The organism is Neorhizobium sp. SHOUNA12A, from assembly GCF_023006505.1.
Taxonomy (GTDB): Bacteria; Pseudomonadota; Alphaproteobacteria; order Rhizobiales; family Rhizobiaceae; genus Neorhizobium.
Window position 1 is genome coordinate 1 of record NZ_JALBGV010000021.1, and the last position, 16,821, is coordinate 16,821.

Here is a 16,821-nt window from a genome sequence, read left to right on the forward strand (position 1 = left end):
CGCCCGGCCGACATCAAGGGTGCGGCGACCGCCGCCCCTGCCCGCGCCTCGGCCGGCACCAACGTCACCGCCTTTGCCGGTGCAGCCGCCCGCAAGCTGGAACCGACGGTTGCCATCTCCACCTCCGAAATCGTCTCCTTCAAGCGGGACTACGAAGAGCGCGCCAAGGAACTCGCCGAAGAGATCGTCGAGGAACTGACCGAAGAACAGGCCGCCACCACGGCCCTCTTCTCCGACAAGGCCGCCGACGAGGCAGCGACCGCGAAGACGGAAGCCAAGAAGGTCGAAAACGAACGTCGCATGCGCTCGATCGCCCAAGGCTACACCGGCAACATGTGCGGCGAGTGCCAGAACTTCACGATGGTGCGCAACGGCACGTGCGAGAAGTGCGACACTTGCGGTGCGACGAGCGGCTGCAGCTGATGAATGTAAATGGCTGATCGAATCGTAGAAACGATCGGTTTGTCCAGAATCAGCCTCATCGAGAATTTTTCAGGCACTCCGGTGCCTGAAAAACTATATGCCTTTTGCAAGACCCGGTGCGGGAGATTGCGCAGCAGGCGGACGTGAGGCCGATCAACTTCGGCATCTACGTCGAAGATGGGATTGAAACGATCCCCGGCCGTCCGACGTGGACGAAGCCAGCTTTGCCCGGCGTGCCCGCACACCCGAGCCAGATAATTCCGACACTTGAGATCAAAACCCATTAAGCCGTGTAGCGCTATGGCAATTTTGCGCCGTAAGCGACCATCGCCCGCGCAGTTCCGCGTGCCGGCAAAAGCGCGCATCCCGTTACGGCATGTATTTGATTGCAAGCTGGTTCAGAGCGCTCATAGTGAGTCACCCGGCCGACCGGGAGGTCTATCATGGAAGGAGCGGGGCATGCCTGGAAACCTCGATGATATCCGCGACCAGCAGCGCGACACATGGGATCGTTTTTCCGCGGGCTGGAAAAAATGGGACGAGCCGGTTCTCCGCTGGCTGGCCCCGTTTGGTGATGCGATGCTGCGGCTCGCGAACTTGCACGAGCACTCGCACGTCCTTGACGTTGCCGCCGGCACCGGCGAACCTGGCCTTACCGCGGCCGCGATGGTGCCGCGTGGAAGAGTGACGGTAACCGATCTCTCCGAGCGCATGCTGGCGGTAGCCGCCGAGAATGCGGCGCGCCGGGGCCTGTCGAATTTCGAAACCAAAGCCTGCGATGCGGGAGCGCTGCCATTTCCCGATGCACATTTCGACAGCGTTCTGTGCCGCTTCGGGTTCATGTTCTTTCCCGATATCTCGCTTGCGGCTCGAGAATTTGCCCGGGTGGCGAAGCCAGGGGCGCGTATCTGCGCGGCCGTCTGGAGTGGGCCGGACAGCAACCCCTGGGCAACGACGATCATGTCAACGATCGCTCGTCATGTGGAGATGCCTGCGCCACCGCCCGGATCGCCGGGGCTCTTTCGTTGCGCCCCGTCTGGTTTGATGCGCAGCGCCTTCGAGGGGGCCGGCCTGAAGGACATAAACGAGGAGGAAGTGTCGTCCATCATGACCCACGAGTCGCCGGAGAGGTACTGGGACTTCATGACAGACATCGCCGCCCCCGTAGTGGCGGGACTTGCGAAAGCCGACCCGGAGACGAAAACGCGGATCCGCGACGAGGTCCTGGCTCTGGCACGACAATCCGTTCGGGACGGACAGGTGCAGCTTCGTTCGACCGCGTCTGTAATTGTCGGTACACGGTAGATTGCCGTCCCGCGGAAGCGGAGGTGGAGATCGGGGAGGCTTGGCCGACGATTGGCTCGGTTGAAATGCGCCCATACAGGGGGGCACGCGGACCTGCTAATCGGTTCGCTATGCGCCGCCCCATGACGAGATCTCAACGCACCAAAAGCAGCCATCGCCCTTTCGCGCGATTTCCGAGCCAAGCGGACCGCCTCTCGCGGTACGCTTGGCTCGGAACGTTGTGCGCTCAGTTCGGGACGGCCGCTCCGATCAGCCCAGTCCTTCCTCGGCGAGAGCCTGGATCACGGAGGGCAGCGCCCGCATGCGGTCGAAGGCCCTGCGGAGGTTTTCCGGCAGGTCGACGCCGCTCTTGGGCGCGACCATCAGGATCCAGAACAGGTAGCAATCTGCAATCGTCATCTCGTCGCTGACGAGGAATTTCTTGTCGCCCATCTGGTCGGCGAGAATAGCGAAGGCTTTCGCAAGCTTTTCGCGGGCGCGCACTTTCTCCGGCTCGGGGAAATCCCTGAAGAAGGGCTGGTAACTTGCATGGATTTCGGACGCCATGAAAGCGAGAGACTCGAGCGCCCGCCACCGAATCATGCCCTCCTTCGGAAGAAGCTTGCCACTCTTTTCGGCGATGTAGTTCAGAATGACCGGGTTCTCCGTGAGAAACACTCCGTCCTCCAGCTCAAGGGTTGGGATATAGCCCTTTGGGTTGATGGACAGGAAATCCCGGCCGTCCTCTGTCTTTCTCTCATGGTTGATGCTCAGGAGCTTATAGGCAAGCCCTGTCTCGATGAGCGCTATGTGATCGGCCAGACTGCAGGCGGCGGGATAATAGAAGAGGTTCATGGTGGTCTCCTTGTGGTGGACCCGTCTCGGCTTTTCTTTCCGGAGACAAAGTCTACAATGTTGACCACGACCACTTATGTGACCTAAAAATGCCCGTCAAAAGCATATCTTTGGGAGTTGGTCAGATGGATGTGACTGTTTCGCACGCGGAAGCCGATTGCAGAGGGGTGAGTGAAATCCTGAGCCGCGTCGGCGACAAATGGACGATCCAGGTCGTCGTGTCGCTTCGGCTGGGTGCCCGACGGTTCAACGAGCTGAAGCGGCAGGTGGGCGGTATTTCGCAGCAGATGCTGACACGGACGCTCAAGACGCTGGAACGCGACGGCCTGGTCGATCGAACCGTCCATCACAGCACACCGCCTCAGGTCCAATATACCTTGACCCCGCTTGGGCATTCCCTATCGGAAACCGTGCGGCAGCTCGCCGAGTGGGCCGTCATGCACCGGGGAACGATCGAAGATAACCGCCTTCAGTATGACGCCAGCGGAAAGCTGCAAGCTTTTCCGACTTAACGATTTCTCCGCACCCCCGGACACCGCGCAGGACTAGCTCGGCACCCCAATGCCGCGGAGGATGAGGTCGATCCCGGCGACGAAGTCGGCACGGTCGTCATGCTGCGGCAGATAGAGGGCGATGCTTCGCGCGAATGGGAACTCGTCCGGATCCAGCCTGGACCACTCGTCGGCGACCTCCTCCAGGAATTTCGATCTGTCGAGACCGTGCTGCCCCGCAAACTGAGCATTGGCCGCGTTCTGTCCGCCGACGCCGAGGATGTAGCTGAGAATAGCCGAGACGGTCGTCCATTCGGCGTCCTGTGGCACCCCGAGGGCGCGCACCTGCTGGCCCAGACGCTCCAGGATGCGCAATATCGGCATCTTCCCGCCGGCCCGTGCCAGCGCCGAGCCTATCCAGGGATGTTCGTCCATCGCATCGAACAATCCGACGGCCAGGGCGCGGATTGTCGCCCCGGGCATGGCACCGCCCTCAGCCGCGTCCAAGGTTCGAGCGACGACGGCGTCGCAAGCCGCCGTCAGCAGATCGTTCTTGTTCTCGACGTGCCAGTAGATTGCCCCGGCGCCGGTCGCGAGCGTCTTCGCGAGCGCCTGGAATGTCAGCCCCGTCTCGCCGTCGCTATCCAGGATCCTGATCGCCGCGTCGATGATGCGATCCCTCGAGAGAGAATCCTGCCGTCTTGTTCCAACTGCTTTCTTCATGCCGTCACCTTGACATATATGGAACGTCATTCCAAATGTGGAATGTCATTCCATTGTCGTTCTGAACTGCGAAAGGCTCGTCATGAGTACACATGTCGCCATCATCGGCGCCGGCCTCGGCGGCCTGACGCTTGCCCGCGTCCTCCACGTTCACGGCATCTCCGCCACTGTCTACGAGGCGGATCCTTCAGCGAACGCGCGTCCTCAAGGCGGCATGCTCGACATCCACGAGTTCACCGGCCAGCTCGCGCCGAAGGACGCTGGGCTCCATGAGGAGTTCGTAAAGCTCATCCATCCCGGAGGTCAGCAGTCACGCGTCCTCGACAAGCACGGCAACGTCCTCATGGACAATTCCGACGACGGCACGGGCGGGCGCCCGGAGGTGCCGCGCGGGGAGATGCGCGGGCTCCTGCTGGAGTCGCTTCCCGGCGGCACGGTCCGCTGGGCAAGCAGGCTTGTGGCTGCGTACCCACTTGGCGGCGGACGTCACGAATTGGAGTTCGCGGATGGCTTCAAGGTCACCACCGACATCCTCGTCGGGGCAGACGGCGCCTGGTCGAAGGTGCGCGCCCTCGTCTCCGATGCGAAGCCGACCTATGTCGGAACGACGTTTGTGGAAACCTGGCTGTTCGACGCCGACCTGCGCCACAAGGCGAGCGCCGAGGCGGTCGGCGGCGGCTCGCTGTTCGCGCTGTCGCCGGGCCAGGGCATCATGGCGCATCGCGAGCCCAATGCGACGCTTCATGCATATGTGGCGCTGAACAAACCGAAGGCGTGGATCGACGGCCTCGACTTCTCCGACTCAGCGTCTGCCACGGCCCGGATCGCGGCCGAGTTCCACGACTGGGATCCGGCACTGACGGCTCTCATCACCGATAGCGAGACAGCCCCCGTGGCTCGTGTCCTCCATCAGCTTCCACAAGACCATCGATGGGATCGGGTCCCGGGAGTGACGCTGCTCGGCGACGCCGCGCACCTGATGATACCGTCCGGCGAAGGGGCGAACCTCGCGATGTATGATGGGGCGCAGCTCGCCAAGGTGCTTGCCGCCAACGGCGCAGATGTCGAGGCTGCACTGCTGGCCTACGAGACGGATCTCTTTCCTCGTAGTGCCGTGGCCGCTGCCGAAGCCACCCAACTCGTCGGGACACTGTTCGGCGGCAACTCGCCTCACGGGCTGGTCGAGGCGTTTCTCGATAATGGACTAGGTTCTTAGATAAGTCAGCTGGACGGACCTCGCCATTTGCCGCAGACACAGGACAGAACACCGCGTCCGCCGCCGCTCGGGAACGGCCCCTTGAGACCAAGGTCCCGCCCCCACCCGACCTTGGTCCCGAAGGCGGGATCATTGGTCCTAATCCCATGGATTTATATTCGCCGCTGCTCCAGAATGCCCGGCATCTGAAGGCCCTGAAGCGCGGAACGTCTCCCGGCTTGGGCAGGGCATATCGAGGAGATCGGTGATTATGAACAAGGTCCTCAAAAACGGCATCGTTGTCCTGGCGCTTGCTGCAGTCTCCGTCGGCGGCGGCGTAGCCGGATTTTCAGACCTCGCTTTCGCCAAAGACGGAAATGGTGGCGGCCATGGCGGTGGAAACGGCGGCGGCGGTGGCACCGATCGCGACAATCTCTCGAACCATGGCCATTCCGGCAAGAGCCGGTCGACCTCGGCCAATCTCGGCTCCGGCAAGGAGCGGGCGAAGAAGGATGCCGGCCGACAGGTCTCGAAGGTGACGCCCGCCGAGAAAGCCAAGCCGCAAGCCTCTAAACTGACTGGTCTCAACTCGCTGCGGCGCAACTTCCACGCCTATCTCAACACCAGCGATCCGCGGATGACCTCGCTTTCGGCCTATATGACGGCCTATGCGCAATACGAGAAGACGAACGGCATGGCCCCGGCAGCCACGGATCCCGAACTCGGCGAAGCTGCGCTGCGCGATGCACTGAAGGATTTCGCAGGTGCCCCCGTGAGCGACGAAGCTTTCGGATGGGCGCAGGACGAGCTTGGCGTCGGTCCGGCGGTCGGTAAGATCGATCAGCTCCGTGACCATCTCGACACCCAGGCGGCTCGCTGAGAACTGCCGCTATAAACCGGCAGCGCCGCGCGCCTTTTCGGCGCACGGCGCTTTGAGTTTCTCTAGCGATAAAATCCCGCCACCGTATCCGACCGATCCGGCGGGCTTGCGTCCTAGAACTTGTAGTTTACGCCAGCCTTGAGCGTCTGGTCGCGCACGTCGGTCCTGGAGGAGACGCCGCCGGAGGTGCTGCGGACGTCGTTGGTCATGGTGTAGTTGTATTCGACCCGGGCCGACAGGTTGTCGGTGAGCTTCTGCTCGACGCCGGCGCCCAGGACCCAACCCGGCTTCCAGCCGTCCGGACCGGACGTACCGTTCTTGCCACCGAAGCTGGTGAGCGCGGCGCCTGCGGTGCCGTAGACAAGCGTCTGATTGAAGCCGACGCCGGCCTTGGCCTTGGCCGCGACCCGGCCCTTTTCGGTGATCTTGCCGCCGGGCACGCGGCTTTCGACGTTGCCGAGATGCGAAGCTTCGATTTCCGCGCCAACGACGCCGGAATCGAGGTCGATATTGTAGCCGCCGTGACCGCCGAGAACGAGGCCCTTGTCGCCATCGAATGGGTTCAGCTTGCGGGATGCCATGCCGAGATCGGCACCAACATAGGCACCACCCCAGCCCGCCTTCGGCGCGCCGGCAGGTTCGTTATAGGTCGGCGGCTCGGAATAAGGCGCCAGGTCGGCAGCCCAGAGAGGCGTGGCAGCGAATGCGGCGAGGATCGCCAGGGCGAATGGCCTGTTGTTCATGGTCTTGGTCTACTCCGTACAGCGCCTGCATCTCAAACATCAGCAGGCGGTTACTCAAAGGTTACACACTGCGCGACGGTCACGTTCATCCCACCCAAGCCCTTGAGGCCCGGACCGCCGGCAAGTTTCCATTCATTTTTCATGAATTCATAAACACTTCCTTAATCCGCAGGCCACGAGGGCTCGACAGCCGATCAACAAGTGTAACAGTCTCGAGAACAGGCCTCGGTGCCGGCGAGATATGAAGCGGCATCGCACGGAACCGCTCGATCCGGATGGGGGCAGACATCAATAGACTTCACCCTCCGCGCCTCATCAATCCGTCGCAGCCGCGAGAATTTGCCCACCATTGCGTTCCTGAACGAGCAGAGCACGTTTCTGGTTGGACTTTGCCGCCGGCATCGTCAGACTTTGCGCCTTGCCGTTCCACAGCCCGAGATGCGTCAGTTCGCGCACCACATGCGCATGGGGCAATGTCTCGCCGGCATTTTCGCCGCGCGCGACGGGAACTTCGACAAGGCCCGCATCATAACGGACCAGCCAGATATCGGCAGGCGAAGCCGGTTTGCCGCCGCCCTCGATCGCGGCCGTATCGCCTTTCAGGCTGACCGCAGGTCCGGCAAGCGGCTTTTCCGCTGAAATCAGGCTGCGGACCTCACCGAGATCCTGGCCGACCGTCGAAGTTCGGCCATTGATGACCATCTGAGGCGTGAACGGGCTCGACTGACCCAGCGCCGGTTCGTAGGTCGCCTGGCGCCGCGTGAACTCCTCCCTGCCGAAAATGTCCTTCCAGCCGAGGTAGTCCCAATAGGTCACGGCGAAGCTGAGCGCCAGGATGTCGGGCTCGCGGCTCAGCTTGACCAGATTGGCATTGGCGGGCGGGCAGGATGAGCAGCCCTGGCTGGTGAACAGCTCGACCACGACCGGATTTCGCGCGCCGGCCAGGGCGGGTGCTGCACCTAGGAGGCTCAGGGACACTGCGGCGAATGCGAGACGAAAGGAATTCTGGTTGTTCACGGGGGTGCTCCTTGCAGCATGGCCATTGCAGCCTCATTCGCGGCAGGCAGCACCCCGGTTACAGGCTCACGCTTTAGTGACCATTCGGACTGCGTGGCCGCTCTTTTCGCGTCTAGGGTTTACCGGCGCGGATATGCAGGAAGATCGGCGCCACGCGGGTATCGGCGACGACCGGTTCGGCCTTCGCCACCTCTTCGGATGCCATCGGCTCGCCGAAAGCCTCGATCACCAGTTCGGCGTCGACGATCATCGACACCCAGGTGGTCAGCGTGCGGTGGAAACGCGGCACCGAAAACGGCGTCAGCTTCGCCCGCTCCTCGTCCGGAATTTCAGAAAACAGCCAGCGTTCGATCCGCCCGTCCGTCTCGTCGAAATAATCAGCGATCTGCACAGCCACCGCCTCTCCGCTCTCATCGCGGATATTCTTGCGCGTCGGCGGCACGAAACAGGGATGCAGGATCGAGAACTGCAGGAAACCGCCCGGCTTCAGGATGCGGTAAATGCCCTTCAGCACTTGGCGCTGATCGGCCATGTCCATCATCGACATGAAGGCCGTGACGAAATCAAAACTCTCGTCCGGAAAGCCGATCCCCTGCCCGTCGCCGAGCGCATAGGCGATGCCGAGCGGATCGGCAGCCTCGGTCTCGCGAGCGTAGCGGATGAAGGTCGGGGCGATGTCGAGGCCGGTCATCTCGGCGCCGAGCCGGGCGACTGAGCGGGTATTGGTGCCCTCGCCGCAGCCGAGATCGAGGCCTTTCAACCCGGCAACCGGCGGCAGCATGTCGAGAAAGGCCGGGGTGTTCAGCGCGTCCCGGTATTTGTCGTAACCCGCCCGCGAATAGATCGTCCAGGTCTCGGCATTGCTCTCCCAATGGGAGCCGACATCAGTCGCATCCATGCTCTTCCTCCTCTCAATCGTCGAATGGGCGGCGAGCTATATCCGCGACGGATGACAATGAAAAGACGTCGGAACCCGGAAAGCAGAAGCCTTCCGGCAGCAAAAACCGCCGGAAGGCTCCTGTTGGAACGAATCTCCTGGCCCGGAGGCCGGGGCGGTTACTGCAGCGTGCGCTGGAACGTCTGCATGTCCGCCGGGGACCCCGGAGCAATGCCCGCATCGCCGCCGTCGAGGCCGGTCGCGACGACGGAGACACGGAACTTGCCGTCGAGGCTGCGGTCGAAGATTGCGCCGACGACGATATCGGCATCGTCCATGACCTCGTCGCGGATGCGGCTTGCGGCCTCGTCCACTTCGAACAGGGTCATGTCGGAACCGCCGGAGATCGAGATCAGCACGCCCTTGGCGCCCTTCATCGAGATGTCGTCGAGCAGCGGATTGGCGATCGCAGCTTCCGCGGCGAGTAGCGCACGACCGTCGCCGGAGGCTTCGCCCGTGCCCATCATCGCCCTGCCCATGCCCTTCATCACCGATTTCACGTCGGCGAAATCGAGGTTGATGAGGCCTTCCTTGACGATCAGGTCGGTGATGCAGCCGACGCCAGCAAACAGCACCTTGTCGGCGGTCATGAACGCGTCGGCAAACGTGGTCTTGGCGTCGGCGATGCGGAAGAGATTCTGGTTCGGAATGACGATGACCGTATCGGCGGCGCGACGCAGTTCCTCGATGCCGGCATCGGCCGTCTTCATGCGGCGATTGCCTTCGAAGGTGAAGGGCTTGGTAACGACACCGACGGTCAGGATGCCGGCATTGCGGGCAGCCTGGGCGATGATCGGCGCCGCACCGGTACCGGTGCCGCCGCCCATGCCGGCCGTCACGAAGCACATATGCGAGCCGGACAGATGATCCATGATCTCGTCGATCGATTCTTCTGCTGCAGCGCGGCCGATCTCCGGCAGCGAGCCGGCGCCGAGACCTTCGGTCACGTGGGCGCCGAGCTGGATGCGGCGGGATGCCTTGGAAGTCGCCAGGACCTGTGCGTCGGTATTGGCGGCGATGAAATCGACGCCTTCCAGCTCCTCGGCAATCATGTTGTTGATGGCGTTGCCACCGCCGCCGCCGACGCCGATCACGGTGATCTTCGGCCGCATTTCGGTAATCTGGTGTTTTTTGGCGTCCGTCATCGCAATCTCCTTGGCATCGGCACCCGCCGGCCGGGCGGCCTCGTGGCACCCGAATCACATGTATTTTAGCTGGGCAACAAGGCAGAGGCTTGGCGAAAGAACAAGCTTTGAGCCGCAGAAACCGTCCGAATGAAATTTTCCACAAGTTGCGTGGAACTTTTCCCGCTCACAGCAATTGTGAGGATTCGATCACAAAAGAGAGAGGAGCCGAGCGTATCATGCCTACGTCCGCTGCACGTACGTCTATTGCCCCGCCGGATGAACATATCCTCACCGTTCAGGAGGCCCTTGAACCGCTCTTTCTTGCGCTCGAAGAGGAAGCGGAGATCAAGATGATCGCCGCCGCCGTCAAGGCCGGCTGGTCTGTCGAAGACGCCGTCACCGCGATCGACGAGCTTCGCCGGACAGAGCTCGTATCCGCCAGCTGGGCCCATTGACCCATCACAAAAACTCGTTCGCCTGAATTCCGAAGATGTCCTAAACCTACCGCACTGCATATAAGCGTTGCGAGGATATCATGACCATCAGGAATATCTGCATCTATGGTGCGGGCGCTCTCGGGGGCACGTTTGCGACGAAGATTGCCAACGGGCTTGGCCCTGAGGCGGACGTCTCCGTCGTGGCGCGCGGCGCACATCTCGCCGCCATCCGCGACAAGGGCCTGACCGTCGAGCCGGGGGGCGATGCCGCGCCGCTCCGTGCGCGTGTCACCGCCACCAGCGATCCGTCGGATCTGCCGAGCCAAGACCTGATCATCACCGGTCTCAAGGGACACCAGCTTGCCGATGCCGCCGAGGGCCTCGCCGGCCTTCTCAAGGAAGGCACTCGGATCATCATGATCCTGAACGGCATCCCGTGGTGGTATTTCCATCGGGACGCGGAAAGCGGGCATGCGGAACGCCAGCTTTCGGAGCTAGATCCCGATGGAAAGCTATGGCGGCTCGTCGGGCCGGAACGGGTGATCGGGTGCGTCGCCTATCAGGGTGCTGAGGTAGTCGAGCCCGGCACTATCCGTCTCAACGGCGATGGCCGCTTCTTCCTCGGCGAACCCTCCGGCGAACTCTCGCAGGACCTCCAGTCGATCTCGGCGCTTCTCGGCCGCGCCGGCCTCAACATCCTGCCGACAGAGCGGATCCGGGACGCGATCTGGACCAAGCTGATGGGTAATGCCGCCTACAACCCGATCAGCGCGCTCACCCGCGGCCGAATGAACAGCATCATGGAAAACGCGGCGCTGGTCGAACAGGTCGGCAAGGTGATGACGGAGACCAGGGCTGTCGGCGAGGCGCTTGGCGCGGTCTTCAGCGGCAGCGTCGAAGAGCAGCTCAGCCGGTCGGGCGGTTTCGGCCCCGTCAGGACCTCGATGCTGCAGGACCTGCTTGCCGGCAAGGCGCTGGAGATCATGCCCCTGACCGGTATGGTGGTGGCGCTCGGAAAGCTCGCCGGCGTGCCGACGCCGACCTGCGAAACGGTGTTGGCGCTGACCCTCCAGCTCGACCGCGAAAACCTCAGAAACTGATTCAAGGTTTTATGAACCAGAATCCGCAAACCCACACAAGCGCCTGAAAAGATGAGGCGATGCCGACTTTCGACCGGCATCGCGTTTAGCGATTTCACTTCTTGACCTGTTCCGCCCAGTTCGGCGCATTGCTCTTGCCATCCAGGAAGGGCAGCACGGTCGGCACCAGGGCCGGCGACGCGAAGGCCTCGTAATGGGTAAGATCGGGCAGGATCGCCAGCCGGTTCTTCGGCATGTTCTCGCGCATCCAGCCGGCATCCTTCAGGCCGCCGCCGAGCTTGTGATAGAATTCGACGATGTGCTCCGGGCGGATCATGTCGCTGTCGCCGAAGACCAGCATGACTGGCATGGTCAACCTGGCGACCGCATCGGAGAAATCGTAGTCCCGGCGCATCAGGTCGCCCATCGCGTCGAGGAGCCGCGGGAATTCGGAGACATCCGGCGCTACCGCCTTGTAGGAGATGAACATCGGCGTCTCCTTCATCATCTCGGCCATGGCACCGCTGACGGCTTCCTGCTGGGGGATCATTTCCGGGAAGAAGCCGTTCTTGGCAAAGGGTGCCGAGGCGATGATGAGCCGCCGTACCTTTTCGGGTGACTGTGCGGCCATCTGCAGGCCGACGCCGCCGCCCATCGAATAACCCAGCACATCGACCTGCCCGTAGCCGAGTTCGGAGACGATCTTGCCCATGTCGGCGCCCATGGCTTCCAGGCTGAACGGCCGCTTGCCGAGCGACGTGCGGCCATGACCCTGGAGGTCGACGCCGATGACCTGGCGGTGCTGCGTCAGCGCCGGCATGATCGGCGCGAACATATCGATGGAGCCCAGACCGCCATGAAGCAGCAGCAGCGGTTCGCCCTCCCCGCGGATCTCGTAATAATAGTTGATGCCGCCGACCTCGACATAGCCCTTCCTCGACGGCTCGGCGGCGATCGCCTGGGGTGTGGCCGCTTTCGGTTCCTGCGCTTCGGCCGGAGCCGGAACGAACGATGCGACGACGGCTGCAATTGCGGTGGCCAATATCCTGATCGACATGATGTCCTCCTCGATGGATTGGTTGGTGATGCCCCAAGGACGAAGAGGATAAGCCCGGGCCGACAATCCACGCCGAAATTTCTTCGCGCAAAAGAAAGTCCCGCCGCGAGGAGACGGCGGGACAGGTAGATTGGAGGTCAAAGTATTATTCTTGTGCGGCGGCTGCAGGGGACGAAAGCCGCCTGATTGTCTTCGGCGCGGCCTAGGGATATGCCGGCCGAAGCTGGTCTTCACGGAAGTAAACACACGGGAAACCGCAATGTTCCACTATTCGTTAACGACGTATTGTTAAGATTGATGAACTTCTATGCTGGCATCAATGAGGCAGGAATGGCCGTACCGAATTTCCGCTTTACCCACTACGACTTGAAGCCGCAGCGCGCGGGGACGACGATCGAGGTGACGTTGAATGCGGTCAACAACGTGCGCCTGATGAATGCCGCCAATTTCCAGCGCTTCACGGAACTGCTCGATTTCAAATATGTCGGCGGCGTCGCCAAACGATCCCCTATCCGCCTGGTCATCCCGGAGGCGGGCCATTGGCACGTCATCGTCGACATGGAAGGCCATCACGGTCTGGCGGAATCCTCCGTTAGGCTGATCGGAGCGCCGGCCAACGTCGTGGCTCAGAAACACGCCTCCTGATCGGCTGTCAGAAGAGTTTCACTTCGGATTTCGTTCCTTGCGAAGCTTGGCCCACCAGTCGAGCCGTTTGCGGATGTCGCGCTCGAAGCCGCGTTCCGGCGGATCGTAGAACGTCTGCCGGCCCATCTTTTCCGGAAAATAGTCCTGACCTGAAAAGGCCTCCGGCTCGTCGTGATCGTAGCGGTAACCGTCGCCATACCCCTCGCCCTTCATCAGCTTGGTCGGGGCATTGAGGATGTGTTTGGGCGGCAGGAGCGAGCCGTTTTCCTTGGCGGCGCGTGTGGCCGCCTTGAAGGCGGTATAGACCGCATTGGATTTCGGCGCGGTCGCCAGATAGACGCAGGCCTGCGCAAATGCCAACTCGCCTTCCGGCGAACCGAGATAGTCATAGGCATCCTTGGCGGCGTTGCAGACGACCAATGCCTGCGGATCGGCAAGACCAATATCCTCGATGGCCATGCGAACAAGCCGGCGGCCGAGATAAAGCGGGTCCTCGCCGGCATCGAACATCCGCGCCAGATAATAAAGCGCCGCATCCGGGTCCGAGCCGCGCACCGACTTGTGGAGCGCCGAGATCAGATTGTAGTGGCCGTCCTGCGCCTTGTCGTAGACCGGCGCGCGGCGCTGGACGATCTGGGTGAGGCCGGTCGTATCGAAGACCTCCCCTTCCCGCGCGGCGCGCCAGACCTCTTCGGCAAGCGTCAGCACGGCGCGGCCGTCGCCATCCGCCATGCGGATCAGGCTGGCCCGGGCGTCGTCGTCGAGCGGCAGCGGCTTGCCTTCGGCCTGTTCGGCGCGGGTGAGAAGCTCGCTCAGGCTCTCCTCGTCATGGCTGCGGAAGGTCAGCACCCGGGCACGCGACAGAAGAGCGGCGTTGAGCTCGAAGCTCGGGTTTTCGGTAGTCGCACCGACCAGGATGACTGTGCCATCCTCCATGACCGGTAGGAAACTGTCCTGCTGGGCGCGATTGAAGCGATGGATCTCGTCGACGAACAGCAGCGTCTGGCGACCGTCCATACGGCGCAGGCGGGCGGTCTCGAACACTTTCTTCAGGTCCGCGACGCCGGAGAAGATCGCCGAGATTTGCTCGAACGCCAGCCCCGCCTCGCCCGATAGCAGCCGTGCGACTGTGGTCTTGCCGGTGCCGGGCGGTCCCCAGAAAATCATCGAGCCGAGCGAACCCGAGTCGATCATTCGGCGTAGCGCGCCATCTTCGCCGGTCAGGTGCGGCTGACCAGTGACTTCGGCAAGCGACTTCGGCCGCAGGCGGTCGGCGAGCGGCCGCCGGTTGGCGACCTCTTCCGGGACCTTCGGCGCGAAGAGATCACCGCTCATCGAAAGAACTGCCTGATACGCTGGCCGTCGCGCTCGATCTCGACCCGCCAGAAACCCGGATCATCGTTGAGCATGGCTTCCATGCCCTTGGTGCTGGTGACGGCAGTGCCGTTGAGCGAGATCAGGATGTCCTTCGGCTGGAAGCCCAGGCGCGCAGCGGGAGAGTTGCGCGTCACGTCGGTCACGATCACGCCGCTCTTTTCGGCCGGAATGTGCAGCTCGGTCGCGAGCTTCGGCGAGAGGTTGGCGATCCTCAGGCCGGCGAAGGGATTGCGGCCCTCGACAAGCCGCTCGTCGCGCGGCGTGGTTTCCGGCGCAGTGTTGAGTGCAAGGTTCACCTGCCGCTGGCCGTCCGCCGTCTGGACGGTGAGCGTCGCCTGCTTGCCGAGACCGGCGGTCGTCAGCCGGTAACCGAGCGCATCGGGATGCTCGACCGCAATGCCGTTGACGGCGATGACCACTTCGCCGGGCTTGAGGCCGGCCTTGTCCGCCGGTCCGCCCTCGACAACGCGGGTCACCAGAGCGCCGCGCGCGGTCTTGAGGCCGAGCGCTTCGGCAACATCCGAATTGACCGCATCGAAGCTCGCGCCGACGAAGGGGCGTTCGAAGCTCTTCTTGCCCTCGGAAGCCGCCGCCAGAAAGACTTTGACGAGATTGGCGGGGATCGCAAAACCGATGCCGTTCGAACCGCCGCCGCGCGAAAAGATCGCGGTGTTGATGCCGATCAGCTCGCCGTTCATGTTCATCAAGGCGCCGCCGGAATTGCCCGGATTGATCGAAGCGTCGGTCTGGATGAAGAAGCCGAAATCGCCCGTGGTGATCTGGTTGCGGGCAAGTGCGGAGACGATCCCGCTCGTCACTGTCTGGCCGACGCCGAACGGATTGCCGATCGCCAGCACGAGGTCGCCCACCTCGACGCGATCGGAATCGGCGACCGGCAGCACCGGGAAGTGCTCCTTCGACTTGATCCTGAGCACCGCAAGATCGACACTCTCGTCCTTCAGCACGACATCGCAGGGGAATTCGCGGCCATCCGCAAGCGCGATCTTGATGTCGTCGGCACCTTCGATGACGTGGTTGTTGGTGACCACGAGGCCGTCAGCCGCAAGGATGACGCCGGAGCCGAGCGACGACTGCTTTTCCGAACGGTTCGGCATGCGCTGGCCGAAGAACTGCTCGAAGAAGGGGTCCCCTGCAAACGGATTGAGGCGCTGCACGACCCGTTCGGCATAGACGTTGACGACGGCGCCGGCGGTCTGCTTGACCAGCGGCGAGAAGGAGAGCTGCATTTCCTGGCGGCTCTGTGGCACCACCTTGTCCTGGGCGAGTGCCGCGACTGGCATCAGGAGAGCGAGAGCGAGAAGGCCGGTCGTCACGCATTTCGGCATGGTCAGCATGTAAGTCCTCATTTGAGAAAATCCGGATCGATTTGTAGCGTGGAAAACTAGAAAGGAAAGGTGGCGGAACAACGGAGATTGTGGCGAAAACCGTCAACCTTTTTCCCTATATAGGGTCAAAATCGGGAGAAAAACATGAGCTGGCTGACGGGTTTGAAAGGGTGGGCAAAACGGCTGAAACGCGACATTCTGGCGTTATGGCTCGCTTCGCGCGACCGCCGCGTGCCGTGGCACGCCAAGCTGGTGGCCGGCGCGGTCGCAGCCTACGCGCTGTCGCCGATCGACCTCATTCCCGACTTTATCCCCATTCTCGGTTATCTGGACGATCTGCTGATCGTGCCGCTCGGCATTCTCCTTGCGATCAAGCTAGTGCCCGCGCCGCTGATGAGCGAGTTCCGCAGCCAGGCCGAACGTTGGGCCGAAAGACCTACGAGCCGCACCGGCCTCGCCTTCATCCTTTCCATCTGGTTCTGCTGTCTCGTCTTCGCTCTCTGGAGCCTCTGGGAACTGAGCTGATCTCCAGGCGTTGCGCATCGAGATCAGGAGTGCAGCCATGAGACATTTGACCATCGCCATCGCCTCGATGGGCCTTCTTATCGGCCTGACGGTCGCAGCCAGTCCTCGGACCGCGTCGGCAGCGAGCTTCGACTGCGAGCGCGGCGATCTTGCCGCCGACGAGAAGGTGATCTGCGACACGCGCACGCTCAACGACGCCGACGTGAAGATGGTGACGAGTTTCGATATCCTCACCGGCCTGATGGCAATGGGAAACCGCGGCAAACTACAGGACGAACAGAGCGCCTGGCTGAAGAAACGCCAGGCCTGCGGCGAGGATGTCGAATGCATCCGGTCAGCTTATGCCGAGAGGCTGAAGCAGCTGGACGAGGCGTATAAGAATTTGAACCGGCCGCTTTGAACGGGTCTTACATCTCGGCGTTCAGCGCCGTGGATAGGATTCCCGCGATGCGGCGAATGACCGACCGGCTGATCTCATCGGGCAACTTGCCGATCGCCTCAACATGGCGGGCCTCAACTGTAGCTATTTTGACCGGACGAACAACCGATGGGGCGGGAAGCCCTGCGCTTGCATGATCCGGGATGGGAATGTCGTCAGCCCATCGGCGATTTTCGGCGGAGGTTATCATGACGACTCAAAGAAGTGCCGCCCCTTCGCCAATGGCGGACGATACAACGAG

The 16,821-nt window shown here is 62.4% G+C and carries 19 protein-coding genes and 1 pseudogene; 10 read left to right on the forward strand and 10 right to left on the reverse strand.

The annotated features are described in order from the left end of the window. A pseudogene (locus MOV63_RS12005) lies at positions 1 to 423 on the forward strand (vitamin B12-dependent ribonucleotide reductase); the annotation flags it as partial. A gap of 459 nt (positions 424 to 882) precedes the next feature. Beyond that, positions 883 to 1,728, forward strand: coding sequence for a class I SAM-dependent methyltransferase (locus tag MOV63_RS12010; RefSeq protein ID WP_247033983.1), 846 nt, complete (start codon positions 883 to 885; stop codon positions 1,726 to 1,728). Between the two features lie 249 nt (positions 1,729 to 1,977). Here MOV63_RS12010 and MOV63_RS12015 read toward each other — a convergent pair whose 3' ends face one another. Continuing rightward, complete coding sequence (locus MOV63_RS12015) at positions 1,978 to 2,562, reverse strand: glutathione binding-like protein (RefSeq protein ID WP_247033985.1); 585 nt, start codon at positions 2,560 to 2,562, stop codon at positions 1,978 to 1,980. 125 nt (positions 2,563 to 2,687) lie between these two features. Here MOV63_RS12015 and MOV63_RS12020 point away from each other — a divergent pair, with 125 nt between their 5' ends. Continuing rightward, entirely contained in the window at positions 2,688 to 3,074 is a 387-nt protein-coding gene (locus MOV63_RS12020; RefSeq protein WP_151041750.1) for a helix-turn-helix domain-containing protein, read from the forward strand. Positions 3,075 to 3,107: 33 nt separating this feature from the next. On the opposite strand, the gene MOV63_RS12025 is transcribed toward MOV63_RS12020, so the two are convergent. Further along, on the reverse strand, positions 3,108 to 3,776 hold the full coding sequence (locus MOV63_RS12025) for a TetR/AcrR family transcriptional regulator (RefSeq protein ID WP_247033986.1): 669 nt from the start codon (positions 3,774 to 3,776) through the stop codon (positions 3,108 to 3,110). Between the two features lie 82 nt (positions 3,777 to 3,858). Between MOV63_RS12025 and MOV63_RS12030 the strand changes: the two genes are divergently transcribed. Both MOV63_RS12030 and MOV63_RS12035 read left to right on the forward strand, forming a co-directional pair. Further along, positions 3,859 to 4,992: an NAD(P)/FAD-dependent oxidoreductase gene (locus MOV63_RS12030; RefSeq protein ID WP_247033987.1), complete on the forward strand. Its 1,134-nt coding sequence runs from the start codon at positions 3,859 to 3,861 to the stop codon at positions 4,990 to 4,992. Positions 4,993 to 5,242: 250 nt separating this feature from the next. Then, complete coding sequence (locus tag MOV63_RS12035; protein WP_247033988.1) at positions 5,243 to 5,851, forward strand: hypothetical protein; 609 nt, start codon at positions 5,243 to 5,245, stop codon at positions 5,849 to 5,851. Positions 5,852 to 5,964: 113 nt separating this feature from the next. Here MOV63_RS12035 and MOV63_RS12040 read toward each other — a convergent pair whose 3' ends face one another. The 4 genes from MOV63_RS12040 to ftsZ form a co-directional block, all read right to left on the reverse strand. After that, positions 5,965 to 6,594 (reverse strand): outer membrane protein, encoded by a 630-nt coding sequence (locus MOV63_RS12040; RefSeq protein ID WP_051899688.1) that lies wholly within the window; start codon positions 6,592 to 6,594, stop codon positions 5,965 to 5,967. Positions 6,595 to 6,909: 315 nt separating this feature from the next. Next, a complete protein-coding gene (locus MOV63_RS12045; RefSeq protein WP_247033989.1) occupies positions 6,910 to 7,611 on the reverse strand; it encodes a thioredoxin family protein in 702 nt (233 codons plus the stop codon). A 112-nt stretch (positions 7,612 to 7,723) separates the two neighbouring features. After that, positions 7,724 to 8,509 carry a class I SAM-dependent methyltransferase gene (locus tag MOV63_RS12050; RefSeq protein WP_247033990.1) on the reverse strand — a complete coding sequence of 262 codons (786 nt, stop codon included), beginning with the start codon at positions 8,507 to 8,509 and terminating at the stop codon, positions 7,724 to 7,726. Between the two features lie 158 nt (positions 8,510 to 8,667). Beyond that, entirely contained in the window at positions 8,668 to 9,693 is a 1,026-nt protein-coding gene (ftsZ, locus tag MOV63_RS12055; RefSeq protein WP_038542227.1) for a cell division protein FtsZ, read from the reverse strand. Between the two features lie 218 nt (positions 9,694 to 9,911). On the opposite strand from ftsZ, the gene MOV63_RS12060 reads away from it, so the two are divergent. After that, the gene (locus MOV63_RS12060) at positions 9,912 to 10,130 is read left to right on the forward strand and encodes a hypothetical protein (protein ID WP_038542223.1); all 219 of its coding nucleotides are present in this window, start codon (positions 9,912 to 9,914) and stop codon (positions 10,128 to 10,130) included. Between the two features lie 80 nt (positions 10,131 to 10,210). Beyond that, complete coding sequence (locus MOV63_RS12065) at positions 10,211 to 11,212, forward strand: ketopantoate reductase family protein (RefSeq protein WP_247033991.1); 1,002 nt, start codon at positions 10,211 to 10,213, stop codon at positions 11,210 to 11,212. A gap of 94 nt (positions 11,213 to 11,306) precedes the next feature. Here the strand turns inward: MOV63_RS12065 and MOV63_RS12070 are convergent, their stop codons facing one another. Beyond that, on the reverse strand, positions 11,307 to 12,248 hold the full coding sequence (locus MOV63_RS12070) for an alpha/beta fold hydrolase (RefSeq protein ID WP_247033992.1): 942 nt from the start codon (positions 12,246 to 12,248) through the stop codon (positions 11,307 to 11,309). A 330-nt stretch (positions 12,249 to 12,578) separates the two neighbouring features. Here MOV63_RS12070 and MOV63_RS12075 point away from each other — a divergent pair, with 330 nt between their 5' ends. Continuing rightward, the gene (locus tag MOV63_RS12075; RefSeq protein WP_038549053.1) at positions 12,579 to 12,893 is read left to right on the forward strand and encodes a DUF1883 domain-containing protein; all 315 of its coding nucleotides are present in this window, start codon (positions 12,579 to 12,581) and stop codon (positions 12,891 to 12,893) included. Positions 12,894 to 12,911: 18 nt separating this feature from the next. Here MOV63_RS12075 and MOV63_RS12080 read toward each other — a convergent pair whose 3' ends face one another. Continuing rightward, positions 12,912 to 14,228, reverse strand: a complete 1,317-nt coding sequence (locus tag MOV63_RS12080; protein WP_247033994.1) for a replication-associated recombination protein A — start codon at positions 14,226 to 14,228, stop codon at positions 12,912 to 12,914. After that, positions 14,225 to 15,625 (reverse strand): DegQ family serine endoprotease, encoded by a 1,401-nt coding sequence (locus MOV63_RS12085; protein WP_038542211.1) that lies wholly within the window; start codon positions 15,623 to 15,625, stop codon positions 14,225 to 14,227. Before MOV63_RS12085 ends, MOV63_RS12080 begins: the two co-directional genes overlap by 4 nt. Before the next feature lie 135 nt (positions 15,626 to 15,760). Here MOV63_RS12085 and MOV63_RS12090 point away from each other — a divergent pair, with 135 nt between their 5' ends. Beyond that, positions 15,761 to 16,141, forward strand: a complete 381-nt coding sequence (locus MOV63_RS12090; RefSeq protein WP_038542208.1) for a YkvA family protein — start codon at positions 15,761 to 15,763, stop codon at positions 16,139 to 16,141. Between the two features lie 37 nt (positions 16,142 to 16,178). Beyond that, on the forward strand, positions 16,179 to 16,541 hold the full coding sequence (locus tag MOV63_RS12095; RefSeq protein WP_038542205.1) for a lysozyme inhibitor LprI family protein: 363 nt from the start codon (positions 16,179 to 16,181) through the stop codon (positions 16,539 to 16,541). 7 nt (positions 16,542 to 16,548) lie between these two features. Here the strand turns inward: MOV63_RS12095 and MOV63_RS32955 are convergent, their stop codons facing one another. Then, on the reverse strand, positions 16,549 to 16,770 hold the full coding sequence (locus tag MOV63_RS32955; protein WP_366518552.1) for a hypothetical protein: 222 nt from the start codon (positions 16,768 to 16,770) through the stop codon (positions 16,549 to 16,551). Positions 16,771 to 16,821: the final 51 nt, after the last annotated feature.

Coding starts and splice junctions, on each gene's coding strand:
- MOV63_RS12075 (WP_038549053.1), top strand. CDS start 12,579: ATGGCCGTACCGAATTTCCGCTTTACCCACTACGACTTGAAGCCGCAG.
- MOV63_RS12070 (WP_247033992.1), bottom strand. CDS start 12,248: ATGTCGATCAGGATATTGGCCACCGCAATTGCAGCCGTCGTCGCATCG.
- MOV63_RS12095 (WP_038542205.1), top strand. CDS start 16,179: ATGAGACATTTGACCATCGCCATCGCCTCGATGGGCCTTCTTATCGGC.
- MOV63_RS12050 (WP_247033990.1), bottom strand. CDS start 8,509: ATGGATGCGACTGATGTCGGCTCCCATTGGGAGAGCAATGCCGAGACC.
- MOV63_RS12080 (WP_247033994.1), bottom strand. CDS start 14,228: ATGAGCGGTGATCTCTTCGCGCCGAAGGTCCCGGAAGAGGTCGCCAAC.
- MOV63_RS12040 (WP_051899688.1), bottom strand. CDS start 6,594: ATGAACAACAGGCCATTCGCCCTGGCGATCCTCGCCGCATTCGCTGCC.
- MOV63_RS32955 (WP_366518552.1), bottom strand. CDS start 16,770: ATGATAACCTCCGCCGAAAATCGCCGATGGGCTGACGACATTCCCATC.
- ftsZ (WP_038542227.1), bottom strand. CDS start 9,693: ATGACGGACGCCAAAAAACACCAGATTACCGAAATGCGGCCGAAGATC.
- MOV63_RS12085 (WP_038542211.1), bottom strand. CDS start 15,625: ATGCTGACCATGCCGAAATGCGTGACGACCGGCCTTCTCGCTCTCGCT.
- MOV63_RS12030 (WP_247033987.1), top strand. CDS start 3,859: ATGAGTACACATGTCGCCATCATCGGCGCCGGCCTCGGCGGCCTGACG.
- MOV63_RS12060 (WP_038542223.1), top strand. CDS start 9,912: ATGCCTACGTCCGCTGCACGTACGTCTATTGCCCCGCCGGATGAACAT.
- MOV63_RS12025 (WP_247033986.1), bottom strand. CDS start 3,776: ATGAAGAAAGCAGTTGGAACAAGACGGCAGGATTCTCTCTCGAGGGAT.
- MOV63_RS12035 (WP_247033988.1), top strand. CDS start 5,243: ATGAACAAGGTCCTCAAAAACGGCATCGTTGTCCTGGCGCTTGCTGCA.
- MOV63_RS12015 (WP_247033985.1), bottom strand. CDS start 2,562: ATGAACCTCTTCTATTATCCCGCCGCCTGCAGTCTGGCCGATCACATA.
- MOV63_RS12020 (WP_151041750.1), top strand. CDS start 2,688: ATGGATGTGACTGTTTCGCACGCGGAAGCCGATTGCAGAGGGGTGAGT.
- MOV63_RS12010 (WP_247033983.1), top strand. CDS start 883: ATGCCTGGAAACCTCGATGATATCCGCGACCAGCAGCGCGACACATGG.
- MOV63_RS12065 (WP_247033991.1), top strand. CDS start 10,211: ATGACCATCAGGAATATCTGCATCTATGGTGCGGGCGCTCTCGGGGGC.
- MOV63_RS12090 (WP_038542208.1), top strand. CDS start 15,761: ATGAGCTGGCTGACGGGTTTGAAAGGGTGGGCAAAACGGCTGAAACGC.